Origin of the sequence: Alteromonas sp. BMJM2 (genome assembly GCF_027257845.1) — a bacterium.
In the GTDB taxonomy this organism is placed as follows: Bacteria; Pseudomonadota; Gammaproteobacteria; order Enterobacterales; family Alteromonadaceae; genus Alteromonas.
On the sequence record NZ_JAPVOT010000002.1, the window covers coordinates 321,749 to 343,067 of the forward strand.

The 21,319-nt window shown below is 45.6% G+C and carries 19 protein-coding genes; 14 read left to right on the plus strand and 5 right to left on the minus strand.

The features are described from left to right. Nucleotides 1-12: 12 nt before the first annotated feature. A complete protein-coding gene (dnaB, locus tag O9X84_RS04155; protein WP_269518315.1) occupies nucleotides 13-1,398 on the plus strand; it encodes a replicative DNA helicase in 1,386 nt (461 codons plus the stop codon). Nucleotides 1,399-1,506: 108 nt separating this feature from the next. Here the strand turns inward: dnaB and O9X84_RS04160 are convergent, their stop codons facing one another. The 4 genes from O9X84_RS04160 to O9X84_RS04175 all read right to left on the minus strand — a co-directional run bounded on the left by O9X84_RS04160 (nucleotide 1,507) and on the right by O9X84_RS04175 (nucleotide 4,186). Next, nucleotides 1,507-2,712 (minus strand): OmpA family protein, encoded by a 1,206-nt coding sequence (locus tag O9X84_RS04160; RefSeq protein ID WP_269518316.1) that lies wholly within the window; start codon nucleotides 2,710-2,712, stop codon nucleotides 1,507-1,509. Between the two features lie 119 nt (nucleotides 2,713-2,831). Beyond that, nucleotides 2,832-3,269 carry a secondary thiamine-phosphate synthase enzyme YjbQ gene (locus O9X84_RS04165; protein ID WP_269518317.1) on the minus strand — a complete coding sequence of 146 codons (438 nt, stop codon included), beginning with the start codon at nucleotides 3,267-3,269 and terminating at the stop codon, nucleotides 2,832-2,834. Beyond that, nucleotides 3,259-3,723, minus strand: coding sequence for a chemotaxis protein CheX (locus O9X84_RS04170; protein ID WP_269518318.1), 465 nt, complete (start codon nucleotides 3,721-3,723; stop codon nucleotides 3,259-3,261). The genes O9X84_RS04165 and O9X84_RS04170 overlap by 11 nt, the downstream gene beginning before the upstream one ends. Then, complete coding sequence (locus O9X84_RS04175) at nucleotides 3,713-4,186, minus strand: transcriptional repressor (RefSeq protein ID WP_269518319.1); 474 nt, start codon at nucleotides 4,184-4,186, stop codon at nucleotides 3,713-3,715. Before O9X84_RS04175 ends, O9X84_RS04170 begins: the two co-directional genes overlap by 11 nt. 661 nt (nucleotides 4,187-4,847) lie before the next feature. Between O9X84_RS04175 and nudC the strand changes: the two genes are divergently transcribed. The 3 genes from nudC to O9X84_RS04190 all read left to right on the plus strand — a co-directional run bounded on the left by nudC (nucleotide 4,848) and on the right by O9X84_RS04190 (nucleotide 7,662). Further along, nucleotides 4,848-5,681 (plus strand): NAD(+) diphosphatase, encoded by an 834-nt coding sequence (nudC, locus tag O9X84_RS04180; RefSeq protein ID WP_269518320.1) that lies wholly within the window; start codon nucleotides 4,848-4,850, stop codon nucleotides 5,679-5,681. A gap of 299 nt (nucleotides 5,682-5,980) precedes the next feature. Next, complete coding sequence (gene hemE / locus O9X84_RS04185) at nucleotides 5,981-7,072, plus strand: uroporphyrinogen decarboxylase (protein ID WP_269518321.1); 1,092 nt, start codon at nucleotides 5,981-5,983, stop codon at nucleotides 7,070-7,072. 74 nt (nucleotides 7,073-7,146) lie between these two features. After that, on the plus strand, nucleotides 7,147-7,662 hold the full coding sequence (locus O9X84_RS04190) for a hypothetical protein (RefSeq protein ID WP_269518322.1): 516 nt from the start codon (nucleotides 7,147-7,149) through the stop codon (nucleotides 7,660-7,662). 224 nt (nucleotides 7,663-7,886) lie between these two features. On the opposite strand, the gene queG is transcribed toward O9X84_RS04190, so the two are convergent. After that, entirely contained in the window at nucleotides 7,887-9,044 is a 1,158-nt protein-coding gene (queG, locus tag O9X84_RS04195) for a tRNA epoxyqueuosine(34) reductase QueG (RefSeq protein WP_269518324.1), read from the minus strand. A gap of 6 nt (nucleotides 9,045-9,050) precedes the next feature. Here queG and O9X84_RS04200 point away from each other — a divergent pair, with 6 nt between their 5' ends. From O9X84_RS04200 to O9X84_RS04245, 10 genes are all read left to right on the plus strand, one after another. Then, nucleotides 9,051-10,553, plus strand: a complete 1,503-nt coding sequence (locus tag O9X84_RS04200) for an NAD(P)H-hydrate dehydratase (protein ID WP_269518326.1) — start codon at nucleotides 9,051-9,053, stop codon at nucleotides 10,551-10,553. Nucleotides 10,554-10,633: 80 nt separating this feature from the next. Beyond that, nucleotides 10,634-11,116 (plus strand): tRNA (adenosine(37)-N6)-threonylcarbamoyltransferase complex ATPase subunit type 1 TsaE, encoded by a 483-nt coding sequence (gene tsaE, locus O9X84_RS04205; protein ID WP_269518327.1) that lies wholly within the window; start codon nucleotides 10,634-10,636, stop codon nucleotides 11,114-11,116. Nucleotides 11,117-11,174: 58 nt separating this feature from the next. Next, nucleotides 11,175-12,536, plus strand: coding sequence for an N-acetylmuramoyl-L-alanine amidase (locus O9X84_RS04210; RefSeq protein ID WP_269518329.1), 1,362 nt, complete (start codon nucleotides 11,175-11,177; stop codon nucleotides 12,534-12,536). 88 nt (nucleotides 12,537-12,624) lie between these two features. Further along, a complete protein-coding gene (gene mutL, locus O9X84_RS04215) occupies nucleotides 12,625-14,523 on the plus strand; it encodes a DNA mismatch repair endonuclease MutL (protein WP_269518331.1) in 1,899 nt (632 codons plus the stop codon). Between the two features lies 1 nt (nucleotide 14,524). Then, nucleotides 14,525-15,460 carry a tRNA (adenosine(37)-N6)-dimethylallyltransferase MiaA gene (gene miaA, locus O9X84_RS04220; RefSeq protein WP_269518332.1) on the plus strand — a complete coding sequence of 312 codons (936 nt, stop codon included), beginning with the start codon at nucleotides 14,525-14,527 and terminating at the stop codon, nucleotides 15,458-15,460. A 77-nt stretch (nucleotides 15,461-15,537) separates the two neighbouring features. Next, nucleotides 15,538-15,789, plus strand: a complete 252-nt coding sequence (gene hfq / locus O9X84_RS04225) for an RNA chaperone Hfq (RefSeq protein WP_269518333.1) — start codon at nucleotides 15,538-15,540, stop codon at nucleotides 15,787-15,789. A gap of 17 nt (nucleotides 15,790-15,806) precedes the next feature. After that, nucleotides 15,807-17,096 carry a ribosome rescue GTPase HflX gene (gene hflX, locus O9X84_RS04230; protein WP_269518334.1) on the plus strand — a complete coding sequence of 430 codons (1,290 nt, stop codon included), beginning with the start codon at nucleotides 15,807-15,809 and terminating at the stop codon, nucleotides 17,094-17,096. Between the two features lie 67 nt (nucleotides 17,097-17,163). Continuing rightward, on the plus strand, nucleotides 17,164-18,315 hold the full coding sequence (gene hflK / locus O9X84_RS04235; RefSeq protein WP_269518335.1) for an FtsH protease activity modulator HflK: 1,152 nt from the start codon (nucleotides 17,164-17,166) through the stop codon (nucleotides 18,313-18,315). 5 nt (nucleotides 18,316-18,320) lie between these two features. After that, complete coding sequence (gene hflC, locus O9X84_RS04240) at nucleotides 18,321-19,202, plus strand: protease modulator HflC (RefSeq protein ID WP_032097712.1); 882 nt, start codon at nucleotides 18,321-18,323, stop codon at nucleotides 19,200-19,202. 307 nt (nucleotides 19,203-19,509) lie between these two features. Continuing rightward, complete coding sequence (locus O9X84_RS04245; RefSeq protein ID WP_269518336.1) at nucleotides 19,510-21,111, plus strand: AbgT family transporter; 1,602 nt, start codon at nucleotides 19,510-19,512, stop codon at nucleotides 21,109-21,111. Nucleotides 21,112-21,319 lie beyond the last annotated feature (208 nt).

The window sequence follows — 21,319 nt, forward strand, 5'->3', positions numbered from 1 at the left end:
TAGGTTTCACACGTGGCTTCTCCTCCCCAAGGCGATAAGAATATAGAAAAATTGAAGGTTCCTCCTCACAGTATAGAGGCGGAGCAGTCTGTTTTAGGCAGTATGCTTATCGATCCAGAGAGTTGGGATAAAGTAGCGGAACTTGTCACTGAGACAGATTTCTACAATCGTTCGCATCAAATTATATTTAAAGCCATCACTCGTCTCTTAAATATAAGTAATCCCATCGATCTCATTACCGTATCTGAAGAGCTAGAAAAGCACGATCAGCTTGAAGATGCAGGTGGGTTTGCCTATCTCGGTGAGCTGGCGAAAAACACACCGAGTTCAGCTAACGTGGTTTCCTATGCTCAAATTATTAGCGAGCGTGCGATTACCAGAGAACTTATAGGTGTTGCTCATGAGATTGCAGAGATTGGCTATAATCCAGAGGGCCGAGACAGTGCTGATATTCTCGATTTGGCAGAAAGTCGTGTGTTTGAAATTGCCGAACGCCGGACTGGTGAAAATGAAGGCCCTCGTAATGTTGAGTCTGTACTAGGCAAAACCATTGACCGTCTTGAAGAGTTAGTTAAAACGAATAAAGAGGTCACTGGTGTAACAACAGGGTTTACCGATTTAGATAAAAAGACCAGTGGTTTGCAGCCTTCAGATTTAATTATAGTTGCCGCGAGACCATCAATGGGTAAAACCACGTTTGCAATGAACCTAGTCGAAAACGCCATGATGGCAGAAGAGAAGCCGGTTTTAGTATTCAGTCTGGAAATGCCCTCTGAACAAATTATGATGCGTATGCTCGCATCGCTAAGTCGTGTTGACCAAACCAAAATTAGAACCGCACAGTTGGATGATGAAGATTGGGCGAGAATTTCAAATACGATGGCGATGTTAAAAGATAAAGATCGCCTCTTTGTTGATGATTCTTCCGGCCTAACCCCTATGGATGTGCGCAGTAGAGCAAGAAAACTTGCGAGAGAGCGCGGCGGCATCAGCCTAATTATGATTGATTACCTTCAGCTTATGCGGGTTCCCTCATTAAGTGAAAATCGTACTCTTGAAATTGCGGAGATATCACGCTCACTTAAAGCGCTAGCAAAAGAGCTAGAGGTACCGGTAGTGGCCTTATCTCAGCTTAACCGTACCCTAGAGCAACGAGCTGACAAGCGACCGGTTAACTCGGACTTACGTGAATCAGGCTCTATCGAGCAGGATGCAGACTTAATTATGTTTATCTATCGTGATGAGGTGTATCACGAAAACAGTGAAGACAAAGGTATTGCAGAAATTATTATTGGTAAGCAGCGTAACGGGCCTATTGGTACATCTCGACTTACTTTCCAAGGCCAGTTCTCGCGCTTCGACAATTACGCAGGACCGGCAATGGCGGACGAGTATTAGTGTTAGCTAGCAAAGTTATCCTCCTCACCAGCTAATAAAAATCAGCTGTAAAAAATCTAGACACAAAAAAGGCGCCTTAGGCGCCTTTTTGCGTTAGCTAGCTAAGAATTACTTCTCTTCAGCTACTTTAACAGTGTCTTTAACTGTCACTGATATGCGACGGTTTACACGGTGAGCTTCAGCGTTGCGAGAATTGTCAAGCAACTGAGTTTCTCCGTAGCCAACTGTGTCTAAGCGAGTAGAATCGATACCATACATATCAACCATTACGTCTTTGAAGTTCGCAGCACGACGCTCAGATAGGTCCATATTGTAAGACTCAGTACCTGGGGCAGAAGTGTGGCCTTCAATTACCGCTGTAGTAGAAGGGTACTGCTTCATGAAAGCTGCAAATTCTGAAATCTCAGGATCTTTAGGCATTTTCACCACGGCACTTTCATTGTCGAAAAGAACACGTAGTGTAATCTCTACCGTTTCTTCGTCAAAAACAGTACAGCCTTTCGCGTCAACTTTTACGCCAGCTTCTGTATCTGGGCACATATCTTTGCTATCAACAACACCGTCGTTGTCTGCATCTTTGATTGCACAACCCATTGCATCTACTTGCGTACCTGCTGGAGTATTTGGACACTGATCAACGCTGTTCATTACGCCGTCGTTATCATTGTCTACAGAGCAACCTGTTGCATCAACGCGAACGCCGGCAGGTGTCATAGGGCACTGGTCTTTACCGTTTACAACGCCGTCGTTGTCGCTGTCCATTGGCGCTGCAGGCGTGCTTTTACCGAATGGTACTGCAATACCTACTTTAACGCTGTAGTCGTTATAGTCTTCGCCAAAGTCGTGGTAAGCGGCAATTTCTGTGATAAGTCTTACAGACTCATGTACGTTCCAGTGCTTACCAATACCGATGTTACCTTGAGTCGTCGATACACCTACTGATTGGCGCTTAACACCAGCAAATAAGAACCACGCGTCATCAGGCATAAAGTACATCGCATCAACGCCAACCATCTCACCGTCTGCGTCATTTGCAGGGATGCCGGCTGCATTATCTAATTCTAAATCAGTGATCTCTACGCGAGCTGCCCAGCTTTGTGTGAAACGAAAGCCGTATTCTAGTGAAAGGCCTTGACCCTTATCGTACGTTCCGCCTTCAGTGAGTGACAAAGGGCGAGATTCGTCGGCATTGTAGTACATGCCTGAAAGACCAATCCAGTGCTTGTAATCTGGTTCTGAAGATTCTTGTGCAAACGCATTTGTTGAAGCCATTACAGCAAGAGATAGCGCTGCTAATTTTAAGTTGTGTTTCATAGTCACATCCTGTTTAACGTTGAGTGATTATCAAGTTGATAATTATAGTTGTGCTTGCGAACTTAGTTTTGAACTAGTTTCCTAGATCAAAGCACAAAGCATGCCATTTATTATGCGGGCTAAGCTGCTGTCCCTTGTAGTGTGGCAATAATAGTGCGTCTTCCACCGCTGTCGCGGTGCTCGCCGAGCATGATACCTTGCCACGTTCCAAGTGCAAGTTTTCCTTGCTGTACGGGGACAGTTATTTCGCATCCTAAAAGGCTAGATTTAATGTGGGCTGGCATATCATCGCTGCCCTCGAAGGTATGCCTAAAATAAGGCGTGTCTTCCCTTACGCTGTGGTTAAGGTAAGATTCCAAATCTTGGCGAACCGTTGGATCGGCATTTTCGTTCACCGTGAGGCTTGCACTTGTGTGTTGTAACCATAAGTGTAGTAAGCCAACTTCAACAATTTGGAGTGAAGGAATGGCCTCTACAATACGATCGGTAATGAGGTGAAAGCCTCGTTGATAGGAAGGCAGTGTAATTTTTTCAGACTGCCAGACGTTATTTGTCAAAGCAGATTTCCAAATGAGCGAGTCCTTCATCGCACATAAAGGGAAGAATAATCTTCGCGCCGTCCACCTGATGGCTTATCGTGTGCTGATGGCCAGACACTACAATAGGTGTTGCCATGCCAAACTCGTATCCTCGTTCGGCAAGATCCCGTTTGGCATTCCCGCATATCATATTGGTGACTTCACCAACCATATCGGCAACTTCGGCATCAAGTTTCTCAGGCCGCTCTCCCACCATGCGCTCCATGATAGTGAGTGCTAGCGCTTCATCAAACGTAATCGACATAGAGCCCCTTACGTTTGGACCTACCATACCGATAAGTCCTGACACATCACCTTTGGCCACGTCGCTTTGTTTTTTCTTTGGTTTGCCCGGTGTAAGTTTGGTCTGCGCCATTGTTTCCATTACGTTGAGTAAACCGCCGATAAACGGATTTACAAAATCAGCATTCATGTACTTGCTCCTTAAGTGAGGAATCTTCCGTTTTTTGACATTCTGCGCAAAGTCCATGTGCTTCAATAGTTTGTTTAGAAACGCGAAAGCCGTGGGCCTCAGCTTGGCTATCAAGCGTGTCCTTCAGTCCTTCAGATTGAATCTCTGCCACATCGCCACAGCTATCACATATTAGAAATTGAACCGGGTGATTACACCCAAAATGATAACAGGCAACAAAGGCATTAGTAGATTCTAGTCGATGAATAAATCCGAAATCGAGTAAAAAGTCTAATGCTCGATACACAGTTGCTGGCTTAGCACTAGACTCTGTTTCTTTTAACGAGTCGAGTAGCTCATAGGCACCCATCGGACCATGTTTAGCGAGCAGTATTTCATACACTTTCTCTCGCAATGGCGTAAACCTAGCACCGCGCTGTTCGCAGTAGGCACGCGCTTTGTGAATTAGTGTCGTATTATTCATGTATCGCTACCGTTAACTCGGCCTTCATATTTATAAACTGGCCATTTATTAGGCTGTTAAAAAGTCTACTTTTAACAATATTACAAGGTACTGTGGGTCAATCTTTTCTCGCGCGTCTTTGAGAGTAAAGATCGGATCGACCTAAAAGTACCTCGTTTCAGAATCTTTTAATTTAATACTAGTCTACTTACTATCTCGGTGAATATATCATCGTGTAGAAAAAGCAGGGTGTATGTAAATTTTAGTCAGTGTCTTTTAAGCGCAATTGTTATCAAGGACGTTATATACGCAGATACAGTGTTTACGAAACCATCCAGTCGGGGATCGCACTTTGTGAAAATAAATTCATCTCATCTGAACGTTTATTCTGAGCTAAATAACTTCAATACTGCACCGTAACACAACGACGTAAAACTTGGCCTTTACCTGACTTTGTCAAAACGCGTTGTTGGCAGTATAACACTGTGCTATTACGACACAAATGCCAAGGCTATTTTATCCGCAATTATCCACCATAATGTGAATCATTAAGTCGAATAGTATGCGTACTTTCGTTTATGCTGTGCAGAGAATGCCTGCATTTCGTTAAGAATCAGCAGTAAAGATTTCTGTTTGTGGAATAAAAACACAGAGTATTAAATAATAAGAAGGCAGCAAACCTATGATGATTAATTTATCTGGTACTGAAATCAGTAAGCGCAGGGCAATATGGGTAATCTTTAGCCGTGAAAAAATTGTGGTGCGAGAGAACGATCCTATACTGCCTGAAGCGCATTTTGAGGAGCTTTCGTTTCTCGCATCGTATCACGAAGACGTGCATGAATTGCCTCCTCTTAATGATGCTGCTGTAACCGAAGCGCCCATATACGTGGTCGACCTTGGTTCTGAACACATTGAAACTGCTGGCTGGGAACGAGTTTCACTGCGTCAGCTTCTATTTACACAACAAAATATAGCGTTTTCTGTGCTAGGTCGAGCTTGGCAATATATCCATTTTTTACGAACCCACAAGTTTTGCGGGCAGTGTGGCGCTGAAATGGAGCGTGTAAACTGGGAGATGGCCATGCAATGCCATCGCTGTAAGCATCGCACGTATCCACGAGTATCGCCCTGTATCATCGTTGCCATTCACAATGGAGAAAAGCTGTTATTGGCCAAAGGGGTCAGACACAAAGAAGCAAATATGTACTCTACGCTGGCTGGGTTTGTGGAAAGCGGCGAGAGCCTTGAAGAAGCCGTTCACAGAGAAGTTTTCGAAGAAGTTGGGGTAAAGGTAAAAAATCTACGTTACTTCAATAGTCAGCCGTGGCCATTCCCTCATTCATTAATGGTTGGGTTTATCGCCGAATACGACGGTGGCGATATCGTGTGCCAAGAAAATGAAATAGACGATGCTCAATGGTTTGACGTCGATGCGCTACCCAATATACCGCCTAAGGTCTCAATAGCTGGACAGCTTATTGCAGAAACCTTGTCGTTGATAGGCGAAAAATAACCCTCCCTGTCGTTAATAAGCGACAAATAAAAAACCCTGCCGGAGCAGGGTTCTAGGTTTTTTTAGCACGGTCCTCTGAGAGGCTTCTTTTTGTTAGCGTGTATAGTAATAGCAAAGGTATTTTAAAAGCGCAAGTAAATTTCTCCGATTAATGTTGTCGCTATTTACACACACTGCTCATCGCTCTGCGCCGTACATACATCGAAAGCGTGTGTTTGAATTGAGGTTTTTCACACACTCAGGGAGAATTACTGATATAATTTTGCCGCTTAATTTTAATCCCAAATCAGGTGAGTTATATGTCGCAAAATATTCCAAATGTCGATAAGCCAGCGTTAAAGAACGACCGTTATTTACGGGCGTTGGAAAAAAAGCCGGTTGATGTAACACCCGTATGGATGATGCGACAAGCAGGTCGATACTTACCAGAATATAAGGCAACACGTGCCGTGGCAGGTGACTTTATGTCACTGTGCAAAAATGCGGAGCTAGCCTGTGAAGTAACGTTGCAGCCCTTACGCAGATTCCCTCTTGATGCGGCAATTTTATTTTCAGATATCCTAACCATTCCAGATGCCATGGGCTTAGAGCTGTATTTTGAAGCAGGGGAAGGCCCGCGTTTTAAAAAGCCGATCACCTGTAAAGCCGATGTAGATAAAATTGGTATTCCCGATCCTGAAGGCGAATTGCAGTATGTGATGAACGCAGTGCGCACTATTCGCAGAGAGCTTAAGGGCGATGTTCCATTAATTGGCTTTTCTGGCAGCCCATGGACGCTAGCGACTTATATGATTGAAGGTGGCTCAAGTAAGGCGTTTACAAAAATTAAGAAAATGGCGTTTGCAGAGCCTGCAATACTGCATTTGCTGCTTGAAAAATTAGCAGACTCAGTCACCTCGTACCTCAACGCGCAAATTGCTGCTGGCGCACAGTCTGTCATGATATTTGATACATGGGGCGGTGTGTTATCGCCACGTGATTATAAAGAGTTTTCGCTGCAATATATGGAACGCATTGTGAGCGGATTGACCCGCGAAAACGAAGGTCGAAAAGTCCCTGTTACCTTGTTTACCAAAAACGGCGGCATGTGGTTAGAGTCTATCGCAGCAACTGGCTGTGATGCAGTTGGCCTAGACTGGACTATCGATATTAAAGAAGCTCGAGCCCGCATTGGCGATAAAGTTGCTCTGCAGGGGAATATGGATCCATCCATGCTTTATGCGCCGGCACAGCGAATTGAAGAAGAAGTGGGCACTATATTGAAAGGATACGGAGAAGGCTCTGGTCATGTTTTCAATTTAGGTCACGGCATTCACTTAGATGTGCCACCTGAAAATGCAGGTGTCTTTGTTGACTCTGTGCACAAGCTAAGCAAGCAATACCATAAATAAACTAAATCCTATTTAAGTAAATCAGCTTGTTAGTCAACATACGCTAATCAATAGCAGGTGAGAAAGGATAAACGATGAAAACCTGGCTGTTAGTGCTGCTTGTCGCTTTTTCTGTTATTGCCGGTTTTAAGGTGGTCTCTTATCAACAGAAACTAGACCACTCAAAAGTAGAACACGAACGCCTAAGCGATGTCTTAGCGCGTTCTCGTTCTACACAAACCAGCGAGCTGAAAATTATAAAGCCTATCAAGAAAGTGAAAGGAGAAAGAGAGGCCGCTGATGTGTCAGCTGCCCAGAGGGATTTGCTTCACTTTTTTGATACATCGCCGTACGAGCAACTATTCTCCCTCGATAATATCGACTGTACTCAAGTCGCCTGCGAGATTGTAGGTGTATTTATTGGTACGGTAGATGAACTCAACGATGCAGTAAAAGCTCTTCCCAATCCTTCATGGTGGACGTTTGGGGCAATGGAGTCATCAGACGAGGCTTTACAAAGCGAAATGGTAAAATTCACTGCTACTTTTATGCCTCGTAAGCAACCGCAGACAGATAAAACTGTTTCCCCAAGAACACACATCCTCGGTTAAAAAACCGTTAACTAAAAGCGCTAGAGAGTTCGGTTATACAGGTTTGGTGTGTAAACATGCTCAAGCGAATACTCCCCAAGCGAATACCCCCCAAGCGAATACCCAAGCTATGTAAATGTGCTTTGCTAACTCTTTTTAAGCAGGGTGCTACTTGCCATTGCCACTTGGTTGTCATTGCCTCTTACGATGCTATTGCCTCATGCCGGCGCCGCAGTCATGTCTAGTTAGGCGTCTCGCACAAGTCCTTTTTCAATAACTCTAATCAGCCTTTGTTGCTTACGCTGTTCGCTTTTTTGGTGATGTTCTTTTGCAGTTTGTTGAGTAATAGCCCAATCGATATGCCTATCAACTTGCTCGCTTACCATTCCTCTTTGTGCCTTTAATAGCGCTATATTATCTTCACTAAAATCAGCATTACCGATAGCAACAGCAATATTACGCTGCCATTTTTCGTAACCAATGCGGCGAATAGGTGAGCCCAGTGTGTTGGCTAAAAAGGTTTCCTCACTCCAAGAAAATAAGGTTAAGAGAGATTGTCCGTGCAGCACTTGTCTTGGATGAAAATCTTCTTCAGTTGTAACATCGGCATAGCGGTTCCAAGGGCAAACAAGCTGGCAATCATCACAACCATAAATACGATTGCCCATCAGGGGCCTAAGTTCCTCGGGAATATCTTCGCCTGACTCAATAGTAAGATAGGAAATGCATCGTCTCGCATCCACTTTGTAGGGGGCTACAATGGCATTGGTTGGGCAAATAGTCATACAGGCTGTACAGCTTCCACAGCCCTCTTCAATAGGAGAGTCGGTAGGCAACGGTAAGTTGATAAAAAGTTCGCCTAGAAAGAACCAAGAGCCGGCCTCTTTATTAAGCGTTAAACTGTGTTTTCCGGTCCAGCCTAATCCAGCTTTTTCAGCAATGGCATGCTCTAGCACAGGGGCAGAGTCTACAAAGGGCCGATATTCAGTATCACGATATTCGATAGCACTTAACGCAGCAGTAATTTTTTCACCCAGTTGCTTAAGTCGCTTGCGGAGCACTTTATGATAGTCCCGCCCAAGCGCATAGCGACTGATGTAGCCAATGTCTGAGGTTTTAAGGTGTTTGGCAAAAGAGGCATCGGGAGGTAGGTAATTCATTCGCACGCTGATTACTCTTAGCGTACCGGGCACCAATTCGTCTGGCCGAGCCCGTTTCATGCCATGAGCTTTCATGAAGTGCATGTCACCGTGGTAGTCGTTGTCTAGCCAATCTTGTAGATGAGCCTCGTGCTGATGTAGATCAATATCGCTGATACCAACCTGTTGAAAGCCTAGCGCAGCTCCCCAAGCCTTGATATTGTGGGTTAACTCAACGAGATCAATAGAATTAATTGCGGACATTTTCTCATGCTAGATACTCAACTCACGTCAAGTTTATCATACAAACTATTTCGAGCCGACCAAGTTCGGGAAAATGAAAAGTTAGCTGCGGCTAATTCAAACTGTGACATGTTCACATTGATGCAGCGCGCGGGAGACGCGGTTTTTAAGCAATGCTTAGAGCTAATTCCAAACTCCGACGTCTATCTTGTTCTTGTGGGGCAGGGCAATAATGCGGGAGACGGTTACATAGCCGCAATGAATGCAAAGCTTGCAGGTAAGCAAGTGTTTGTATGTGCTATTGAGCCTGAGCGAGTGTTAGAAGGCGATGCTGGACTCGCGCAAAAGCGCTGGGTTGACTCAGGTGGTACGGTAGAATGCTTCGATGCATCACTGCTTGAGCGAGCCGATGTGATCATTGACGGGCTATTAGGCACGGGAATTAATAGCTATATCAGAAATGAGTTTGCCGATGTTATCGATGCCATAAACAGCAGCGATACCCCTGTGGTTAGTGTTGATGTTCCCTCTGGTTTAGATGCCAATACCGGCCAAAGCTTAGGTCGCTGTGTACAAGCTGATATTACGGTAACTTTTGTTGGCATCAAGCCCGGGTTAGTCACAGGAGCGGGTAAACAATCGTGTGGTAAATTGGTTTATGCAGATTTAGGTATTGGTAACGCGTTTCAGTCTTTAGCAAAAGCGAGCGCTACCATGCTAAACATAGACCATTTTAACGGCATGGGGCCACGGGACGTGCACAGCCATAAGGGCACCTATGGTCGATTGCTATGTATAGGTGGTAATAAGGGCACTGCCGGAGCCATTCGTTTAGCCGGTGAAGCGGCGCTTCGAAGTGGTGCGGGGATGGTGCGGGTTTACACTCACGAATCTTCCGTTGTGCAGGTAAGCGCTGGACGTCCTGAATTAATGGTAACCGATGGCCAGTTAGACGATGCCCTTCAGTGGGCAAGTTGTGTGGTTATCGGGCCTGGGCTTGGTCAGGATGAGTGGGCTGAAGACGCCTTTTCCACCACGCTTAAACATTGCCAACAGACGAACAAGCCTATTGTTATCGATGCCGATGCATTAAACATATTGTGCAAACAGTCTACGGCGTTTACGTTGTCGCATAGCATTCTCACTCCCCACTCGGGAGAAGCCGCTCGTTTGTTAGGCGTGTCGATAGATGACGTTGAAAGCGATCGGTTTAACTATGCTCGCCAGTGTTCGCAGCGCTATCACTCGGTGTGTGTGCTCAAAGGTGCAGGTACGTTAATCGACAATGAGAAAAAGACGTGGGTATGTCGACACGGTAATCCTGGCATGGCAACCGCTGGCAGTGGTGATGTTCTCAGCGGTATTCTAGGCGCGTTACTCGCTCAAGGTGTAGAGACTGATATTGCGGCTAAGTATGGCGTAGTACTGCATGCAAAAGCGGGAGACGATATTGCCCAACAGTACGGACAACGTGGTATGATAGCGAGTGATTTTTTTGATGCAGTTCGTCGCTTGATAAACCACAAATAAGTGTCTTTGAAATAAAGCCTTTCTGATTTGCGGTTTGTAAGATATTTACTGCACAGTTTAGTTTTAGTGGAATAACGTAGATGTCTTACCCGCAGTCCTCCTATTTTGCTAGCGATGTTGATGATACTTCGCTACTAGCTCAAGACCTTGCTCAAGCAGTGTATAGCCAATTGCCCGCTAATGTGGTCGTTTTTCTCAATGGCGACCTCGGCGCTGGGAAAACCACATTTAGCCGATATTTTATTCAGGCACTTGGTCATTCGGGCAGTGTTAAAAGTCCTACCTATACACTGGTTGAACCTTATGAGTTAGACAGCGTCAATATATACCACTTTGATTTATATCGCTTATCAGATCCTGAAGAATTAGAGTTCATGGGCATACGCGATTATTTCGGTGGTGATGCGATTGCGCTTGTTGAATGGTCACAAAAGGGGGGCGAGTACTTGGCATCCCCTGACTTAGTGATTAATATAGATACAACGCCATCGGGTAGGCAGTTTGTTTTAGAGTCAAAATCTGTACTTGGTGCAAAGCTGCTCCAGCAATGTAAACGTATATAAAAACGATAAAATCACATCTTGTGTAATTCACGCGAGAGTGAAGACGTAAAGGCAAATTATGGTGCGCAGTATAATATCGGTCGTAATGTTGTGTCTGATGGCGCACGTTGTTAGTGCTGCACAAAACACGATAAATAGTGTAAGAGTATCGCCTGACGCATCAAAAACGCGAGTTGTTTTTGATGTAGATAGTGCGCCAGATTTTACTTACTTCACGCTTAAAAAACCGCTGCGGGTGGTTATAGACTTTAAGAACACCGCAAATACGTTCAAACTTTCTACGGTTGAAAATAGTGGCAGCTTAATCCGCAAGTTGCGCTACTCAACCCCCAAGCGTGCAAGCTCTGCGCGTGTTGTTGTTGAGCTAAACCGCAATGCCGAACCCTCACTGTTTGCAGTAGCGCCGAATAAGTCCTATGGACATAGACTTGTGCTTGATTTGGCCGATAGTGCGCCTGAAGTTACGCGTCAGTCTAGTGCTTCATCAATAAACACGACGTCAGAGCGGCAGGTCATTATTGACGAATCGAGCAGTACGCGAGACCGAGATATCATTGTTGCTATTGATGCGGGTCATGGTGGGCAAGATCCAGGCTCAATCGGACCAGCTGGTACGTTCGAAAAACACATTACTCTGAGTATTGCTAAACGGCTGCAAGCTATGGTCGATGCAGAAGATGGCATGCGGGCCATTATGACGCGCTCTGGCGATTATTACTTATCACCCAATAAGCGACCGGAAATTGCGCGACAGAAAAAAGCAGATTTACTCATCTCCATTCATGCTGATGCCTTTACACAACCACAGCCTCGCGGCGGCTCAGTCTGGGTGCTGTCTATGCGAAGGGCTGATACAGAACTAGGGCGCTGGATGGAGAGAACAGAGCGACACTCTGAATTGTTAGGCGGAGCGGCAGAAGTCATAAGTGATAAGTCCAGTGAGCGCTATTTAGCTGAGACTATTTTAGGGCTCTCAATGGATCACTCCATGGCAACAAGCCACGATTTAGGCAACAAAGTAATAGAAGAGTTGAAAGCCGTAACGTCTTTGCACAAGCGCAAGCCACAAGCGGCAAGCTTGGCAGTGCTAACATCACCAGATATACCATCAATTTTGGTAGAAGTTGGGTTTATCTCAAATCCTCAAGAAGAAAAGAATCTCAACTGGTCTGAATATCGAGAGCGATTGGCGAAAGCCATGTTTAATGCTGCTAAACGCTACTTTAAACAGGTTCCTCCAGATGGGACGATGTGGGCTGCTGAAAAAGCAGAAAATCGAACTCATCGCGTCCGCTCGGGAGAGTCGCTATCCTTATTAGCGCAGCGTTACAACGTGAGAGTGAGTAGTATTAAAGCGGCAAATAATTTGCGCAACGATGTTGTGCGCATCGGGCAAGTGTTAACTATTCCCAGCACCTAAAAACACTACTTTTCATTATTCATCGCTAGTCATTGCTATGCTTGATTAACAAAACAACGCCTATTTATTTTCTATACAGAGGTATCCCTTGCCAATACAGCTTTTATCGCCACAACTTGCAAACCAAATTGCCGCAGGTGAAGTGGTAGAGCGCCCTGCGTCTGTGGTTAAAGAACTGCTAGAAAACAGTGTAGATGCAGGTGCTACAAAAATTGAGGTCGATATTGAAAAAGGCGGGCATAAAAGAATTCGCATTAAAGACAATGGCAGCGGTATAGCAAGGGACGAACTGCAACTTGCACTGAGTCGTCATGCAACCAGTAAAATATCGACACTGGACGATTTAGAGCAAATATTGTCACTAGGCTTTCGTGGGGAAGCCCTTGCCAGTATAAGTTCGGTGACGCGCCTTACACTTACGTCTAAAACAGAATCGCAAACCGAGGCGTGGGAAGCATACTGTGAAGGCAGGGATATGTCGGTGGCCGTTCGCCCTGCTGCACACCCTGTGGGAACCACAATCGATGTTGCTGACCTCTTTTACAATACGCCGGCCCGACGCAAGTTTTTGCGTACGGAAAAAACGGAATTTCAACATATTGAAGACGTTATAAAACGCGTCGCGTTGAGCTACCCTCACGTCTCTTTTATCCTCAGGCACAACGACAAAGTCATTAAGCGGTATATTGCTGACAAAGCGGGCAGTATAGAACGCCGCATAGCTGCGGTCGTTGGTCAAAAGTTTATTCAAAATGCCGTGCATATTAATACGCAGTATGACGGATTAACGATTGATGCATGGCTAGGCAATGAAGTTATGCTAAGAAGCAGCAACGACTGCCAGTTTAGCTTCGTAAATAGTCGAGGAATGCGAGATAAGCTTATTATGCACGCTATTCGTCAAGCCTATGAGAGCGTGTGGGGTGTGGTTGAACAGCCTAGTTTTGTTGTTTACTTGAGCTTGGATCCTAAAGATGTAGACGTAAATGTTCATCCCGCAAAACACGAAGTGCGATTTCAGCAAAGTCGCCTAATACATGATTTTATATGTAAAAGCGTTTGCGATGCACTATACGCACTAAACAATGCGCCCAACGATCAGCCGCGGGGTGAAAGTCACGTTGGCGGCGTGCAATCTGCCGATTATATGCATCCTGAAGTGGCACACGGCTATATTCGCCCGTTAGATACAGCCAGTTCACACCCCCACGTTTCACAAACAAAAAATACACACCCCGATGAGAACTTGGAATCTGTTCATCAATTACAAACAGGTCCATCTGTGTCTTATCGAGGGGCGTCAGGTGAAGGTAAACCAAATGTTGGCGGATCCTACGCGGGTGAAGCTAGCGCTGACGAAAGAGGCTCGCCGTCACCACGTGGACGTGTGGCGGAGTTTCAGCGACAGAGTAAAGGACCTTCTCCGGCTTATCAGGCGGGGTTCAATGCTTTGATGACGCCAAATTACAGCAGTTTGCAGAAAAACTCTGACGAGGCAACCTACATAAATGTAGGAGAGGTACACCGGTTATATCAAAAAGAAGATCGCCTATTTTTAATCTGCGCAAATAGCCTCCTAGGTCTATGGTTAGCTGAATTATTTACCAAGGCCCAGCACGAACAGCCCTTACTAATGCCGGTGGCAATTCATGCCGACGGGGTTACCCAATCTACCCTAGACGTGCTGTCACAACTGCACTTTGACATCAACAAAGTGGCGGGGAAATATCGCTTGCAACAAGTGCCGGCAGGCTGCAGACATTTGCCTTGGATAAAATGGTTCGAACACCTGCTGTGTGCATCGCTAACAACGCCTCACAGTATCGCCAACAACGTCGTTATTCCGAAAGAGGATATGGACGAACAATCGGCAGCGGCAGTATGGTACTGGTTGGAGCAGCAAAGTCCGTCTAAACAATGGGAATATATTGAGCAATTTGCTAAAGTGCGCTCGATAAACGACATACTTAAAGCGTGGGGAGAATAATATGTCTATTGGCATAGAAACTGCTTCTCCTGTATTGGCAATAATGGGTCCGACGGCATCAGGCAAAACGGCTTTGGCATTAGACGTTGCTAAGCACACTGCATGCGAGATTATCAGTGTCGATTCAGCCTTGGTTTATAAAGGCATGGACATAGGTACGGCGAAACCCACTGAGCAAGAACAGTCGGTGGTTCACCATCACCTTATCGACATTATCGACCCCGCTGAAAGTTATTCGGTGTCGCAATTTGTGAACGATACAACGCGACTTATCGGTGAAATACATGGTCGTGGCAAGCTTCCCATGTTGGTAGGAGGCACAATGATGTACTTTAATGCCTTGATAAATGGAATTTCGTCACTACCTAAGTCAAACGAAGTTATTCGCGAGCAGATTAACCGTGAAGCACAAGCGTCAGGATGGACGCATTTACACAACGAACTCAAAGATGTCGATGCGGTAAGCGGGGAAAGAATTCATCCAAACGATCCCCAGCGTATCACGCGAGCGCTAGAGGTCTATCGCAGCACAGGAAAAACCCTGACTCACTGGCAGCAGCAAGAGGGCACAAAGTGTCCTTATGATATAACTCAGTTTGCTATAGCGCCTGAAGATAGATCTATACTACATGAGCGGATAGAGCGCAGGTTCGATTTAATGCTTGCTGACGGATTTGAATACGAAGTAAAAAAGTTATACGAGCGAGGTGATCTTTCTGACGAGTTGCCTTCAATCCGATCTGTGGGTTATAGGCAGATGTGGCAGTACTTTGAAGGACAACTTAGTTTCGATGATATGCGTGAACGCGGTATCATTGCGACTAGGCAGCTTGCGAAAAGACAGCTTACTTGGTTACGTGGTTGGCAAAATGTGACGTGGTTAGACACATTTGCTAACGATAAATTGACTAAAATTGCAGCACGAGTCACACTTTAAACTAATGAGTGTGGTATACAATAGACGTGAGGCGGAGTGAAACAGCGCCCGCTAATAATAAAAATTAAGGAATACAAATGGCTAAAGGGCAATCTTTACAAGACCCATTCTTGAACGCTTTGCGCAAGGAACGTATCCCAGTATCTATTTATCTGGTAAATGGAATTAAACTTCAGGGACAAGTTGAGTCTTTCGATCAATTTGTTATTTTACTGAAGAACACAGTGAGCCAAATGGTTTACAAACACGCAATTTCAACCGTTGTTCCAGCACGTGCTATCACAATGCCAAGCACAACAGGAGATTCCGAAAATACTAAAACTGATTAAACTAAAAGGTAACGCGCTTGTTTGACCGTTATGAAGCCGGTGAACAGGCTGTACTTGTTCATATACATTTTTCTGATGAGAACAGCAAAGAAGACTTAAGTGAGCTTGAGTTACTTGTGTCTTCAGCCGGTGTCAATGCCGTCGAGGTAATTACTACCTCGCGCAGTGCACCCCATGCGAAATTCTTCGTCGGATCTGGTAAAGCAGAGGAAATAGCTGCTGCTGTTAAGGCACACGATGCCAACGTAGTTATTTTCAATCACTCCCTCTCTCCCTCACAGGAGCGAAATCTCGAGGCTGTGTGTAAATGCAGAGTATTAGACCGCACCGGTCTAATACTCGATATCTTTGCCCAACGCGCTAGAACCCATGAAGGTAAACTTCAAGTGGAGCTAGCACAGCTACGCCATATCTCTACGCGTTTAATACGAGGCTGGACTCACCTTGAGCGCCAGAAAGGGGGGATAGGATTACGCGGGCCAGGTGAAACGCAGTTAGAAACTGATCGTCGCTTGTTACGCGGGCGTATTAAAGCCATTCTACGCCGGTTAGAAAAGGTTCAAAAACAACGTGAACAAGGAAGACGTTCGCGCAAACGAGCCGAAATACCAACGGTATCCTTAGTTGGCTACACAAATGCGGGTAAATCGACACTGTTTAATACCATTACAGATTCACACGTCTACGCTGCCGACCAGTTGTTTGCCACCCTTGACCCTACACTCAGGAAAATTGATCTGCAGGATGTTGGGCCGGCTATTCTTGCCGACACCGTTGGTTTTATCCGTCATCTTCCCCACGACCTTGTTGCCGCATTTAAAGCGACGCTGCAAGAGACTCAAGAAGCTGACCTGTTGCTTCACGTTGTGGATATAGCAGATGCCAAATATCGTGAGACGATGGATGAAGTTAATAACGTATTAGAAGAAATTGACGCGGGCGAGATACAACAATTACTAATCTGTAATAAGATTGATAAACTAGACGATGTCGAACCGCGTATAGAAAGAAACGAGGAAGGTATTCCAACCCGAGTGTGGCTGTCAGCCCAATCTGGTGAGGGTACTGAGCTTCTTGGTCAAGCACTTACCGAGTGCTTAGCCAAAAGCATGGTAAATTATACCTTGAAGATTCCTCCGGCACATAGCCGTCTTCGTGGAGTGCTTTACGAGCTTAACTGTATTTCCAACGAAGAGTATGACAATCAGGGCGATTGGGTAGTGGATGTGAGAATGCCAGCTGCCGATTGGAATAGACTCGAAAAGCGTCTAGAAAACGGAATATCAGAGTATGTTGTGCGACATTAATCAGTGCGAAAGCGTTGATAATGCATGCGAACTTTAAAAATAAAACTGTAATCTATGGAGTATCAGCATGGCTTGGAATGAGCCGGGTGGCAATAAAAACGACCCGTGGAAGAATCGCGGAGGCCGAGAGCAAGGTCCCCCAGATTTAGATGATGTATTTAAAAACTTATTCGGTAAGTTTGGTAAATCAGGTGGCAATGGTGGCGGTTCAGGTAAAAGCCTAGGCGGTATCGGTGCTGGTATTTTAGTTGGGCTACTCATAGCCATTTGGGTGATAAGCGGCTTTTACACTATCAGAGAGGCTGAGCAAGGCGTTGTTTTGCGTTTTGGTGAGTATCATAAACAAGTGGAGCCAGGTTTACGTTGGGCCCCTACGTTTATCGACTCTGTGATCCCGGTAGACGTTCAGTCTATCAGAGATCAATCTTCATCAGGTTCAATGCTGACAGAAGACGAGAACGTGGTTAGCGTTCAAATGGAAATGCAGTTTCGCGTTGTTGACCCAGTTCGCTGGACGTTCGCAGTAGAAGATCCAGACCGTAGTTTAAGCCAGTCTTTAGACAGTGCAATTCGCTATGTTGTTGGCCATTCTAAAATGGACGACGTGTTAACTGACGGTCGTGAACTCACTCGCCAACGTGTGTGGGAGGAGTTACAAGACATTATCGAACCCTACAACATGGGTGTATCGATTATTGATATGAACTTTAGAGATGCTCGCCCGCCAGAGCAGGTTAAAGATGCATTTGATGATGCGATAGCGGCTCAGGAAGACGAGCAGCGTTTCATCCGTGAAGCTGAAGCATATGCAAGAGAGATTGAGCCACGAGCGCGTGGTCAGGTCAACCGAATGAACGAAGAAGCGCAAGCGTACAAAGAACGTGTCACATTGGAAGCCCAAGGTGAAGTAGCACGCTTTGAAGAGTTGCTGCCTCAGTTTGAACGTGCGCCTGTAGTGACCCGCGAGCGTATTTACCTTGAAACAATGGAAGAAGTACTGAGTAACTCTAGTAAAATCCTTGTGGACAGTAAGGGCGGTAACAACATGATGTATCTACCACTGGATAAGATCATGGACCGTCAGCGTGAGAATGCCAAGCCAACCTCGAGAAGTACGCTGGAAGGACTGCAAATGCCAGTAACGAATGAAGGCGGTCGTAACCTTAATAGTACTCCGACCTCAGGCCTGCGCGGCGAATCATTTAGAGAAGGGAGATAATCGCTATGAAAAATATAATTATTGCTGTTGTTGTTCTCCTAGTGCTATTGGCGTCGGGTTCTCTGTTTGCCGTTAAAGAGGGCGAGCGAGCTATTGTAATCCAATTCGGTAAAATACAACGTGATGAAGCCACTGGCGAAACACGAGTATTTACGCCAGGCTTACACTTTAAACTACCGTTCATTGATTCTGTGCGTCGTTTAGATGCGCGTATACAAACGCTAGATGGTTCACCGGATCGCTTTGTAACCAGTGAGAAGAAAGATCTGATTGTTGATTCATACGTGAAATGGCGCATCGACGACTTTGCTCGTTACTACCTATCTACGGGTGGCAACAAGCTACAAGCCGAAGCACTACTGAAGCAAAAAGTGAATAATGGTCTGCGTTCAGAGTTTGGTACTAGAACTATTGCGCAAATTGTTTCAGGCGAACGTTCAGCGCTAATGAACCAAGCAATGGAGCAAGCGTCTACGTCATCTGATGAGTTGGGTATACAGATTGTTGATGTGCGAGTGAAGCAAATTAACCTGCCAACAGAGGTCAGTAACTCTATTTTCCAGCGTATGCGTGCTGAGCGTGCAGCGGTTGCTCGTGAGCACCGCTCTGAAGGTCAAGAGCAAGCGGAAGTGATCCGCGCAAACATTGACGCGAAAGTGACGGTAATGCTTGCTGATGCCGAGCGTAATGCTAGACAGCTACGTGGTGAAGGTGACGCCCTAGCAGCGCAAATATACGCTGACGTGTACTCGAAAAATTCAGATTTTTACAGCTTCCTTCGCAGTATGGATGCCTACAAGAAGAGTTTCTCTAGTAAGCAAGACGTCATGGTTATTGCGCCGGACAGTGATTTCTTCAAATATATGAACCAATCACAAGCTAAATAAGCCAACTTAGGCATTAAAAAGTCAGCCTTCGAGCTGGCTTTTTTGTATCTGCTGTAAAGTGGTAAATGTCTGTTTTGGCGGTATATTTTGATGGTTTACTCTGGTTATCTTACTAAGATAAACACCTCATTTATACCTCGCTCTGCCAAAGTCGTGTTAAATCCGATAAAATGCCATGGAATTTACAATAAAAGTGCCGCTAATTACGCCGTGATCTTTGTTGCTTTATGCATATCACACAACGCATCTTTGCCTTCCCAGCAACGAGCATATAAAGCAGGCGCGCTATAACGACAGAGGGAACGTTTTGACAACGGACAACAAACAAATAAAGTCTGCCGGTAATAATGGCGGACAAGGTGGTTTATTTTCGCGGTTTCTGGCAACGGTAGAATGGTTAGGGAATTTACTTCCACACCCCGTCACCCTGTTTGCACTGCTATCGCTATTTATCGTCTTACTCAGCGGTATTCTCGGTTATTTTGACTTAGCTGTGGTCGACCCTCGCCCAGAGGGTGCCAAAGGCCGAGAAGCTGATGGAATGATTGAAGTTATCTCGTTAATGAGCGCAGAGGGACTGCAGCGCATTGTTACTGGCTTAGTGACCAACTTCACTGGTTTTGCTCCACTTGGAACAGTATTGGTTGCGCTACTTGGCGTATCGGTAGCGGAGCATTCTGGGCTGCTTTCGGCGGCCATGCGGGCACTCGTGATGAATGCGTCTAAACGCGCTGTGACTTTTGCTGTGGTGTTTGCAGGTATTGTGTCAAATACCGCATCTGAACTGGGCTATGTTGTTCTTATCCCCCTTGCGGCAATGATATTTCATTCTCTAGGACGACACCCCTTAGCGGGCTTGGCAGCAGCCTTTGCTGGCGTATCGGCGGGGTATAGTGCCAACTTGCTGCTGGGCACGGTGGATCCACTTCTTTCTGGTATAACCGAAGCAGCTGCGCACATGATAGACCCAGACTACGCGGTTGGCCCTGAAGTAAACTGGTACTTCATGTTTATCAGTACCTTTGTGGTGGCCACAATGGGCGCGTTGGTTACAGAAAAAGTGGTTGAGCCTCGACTTGGGCAATACGACCCTTCTGAGGCGTCTATCGACCTAGGCAGTCAGTCAATGGATGCGCCTACCGACCTTGAGAAGAAAGGATTGCGTTGGGCAGGTATTTCATTTGCCTTAGTGTGCGCTATTTTGGCACTTACGGTGGTTCCTGAAAATGGTATTTTACGCCACCCTGAGACTGGGGAAGTGGCGGGATCTCCCTTCCTAAAAGGCATTGTCGCGTTTATTTTTATCACCTTTGCGGTCCCCGGCTTTGTCTATGGCAAGGTGACAGGCTCTATGAAAGGCGATAAAGACGTTATCGACGCTATGTCAAAAAGCATGGGCGCGATGGGGTTATACATTACGTTGGTGTTTTTCGCGGCTCAGTTTGTAGCATTTTTCAAATGGACAAACTTAGGCACGGTATTGGCTGTAAAAGGCGCGGCGCTATTACAAGCCGCTGGCTTAGATGGACCCTCTGTATTTATCCTGTTTATTTTGATGTGTGGCGTGGTCAATCTTTCACTAGGCAGTGCTTCAGCACAGTGGGCTGTTACCGCCCCCATCTTCGTTCCCATGCTTATGCTAATTGGCTATGCGCCTGAAGTTATTCAGGCAGCGTATAGAATTGGTGACTCAGTGACCAATGTTATCGCACCTATGATGAGCTATTTCGGGCTTATATTAGCCATGGCGGCGCGGTATAAGAAAGATTTGGGAATGGGTACGCTTATCGCAATGATGCTGCCGTATTCGATGGTATTTATTATTGGATGGACCATCCTGTTTTATGTATGGGTATTCTTACTAGGCATGCCGGTAGGGCCTGGTGCTGCAACCTACTACCAGCCATAGTATTTCGTTTTCAGCATTGAGTCTGCAGCCTTTACTTTGTAAAGCGTATGCGTATTAACAAAAGGGTGTGAGATTTTTATTTCGCACCCTTGTCGTTTTAATCTTTATATTCTATCAACGCAATTGTGTATTTATAGGCGTACAAGAGATCATAACGGTCCTTAATTCAGTATAATAGTGTCATTACGTTGTACTTTTCGGACTGCTC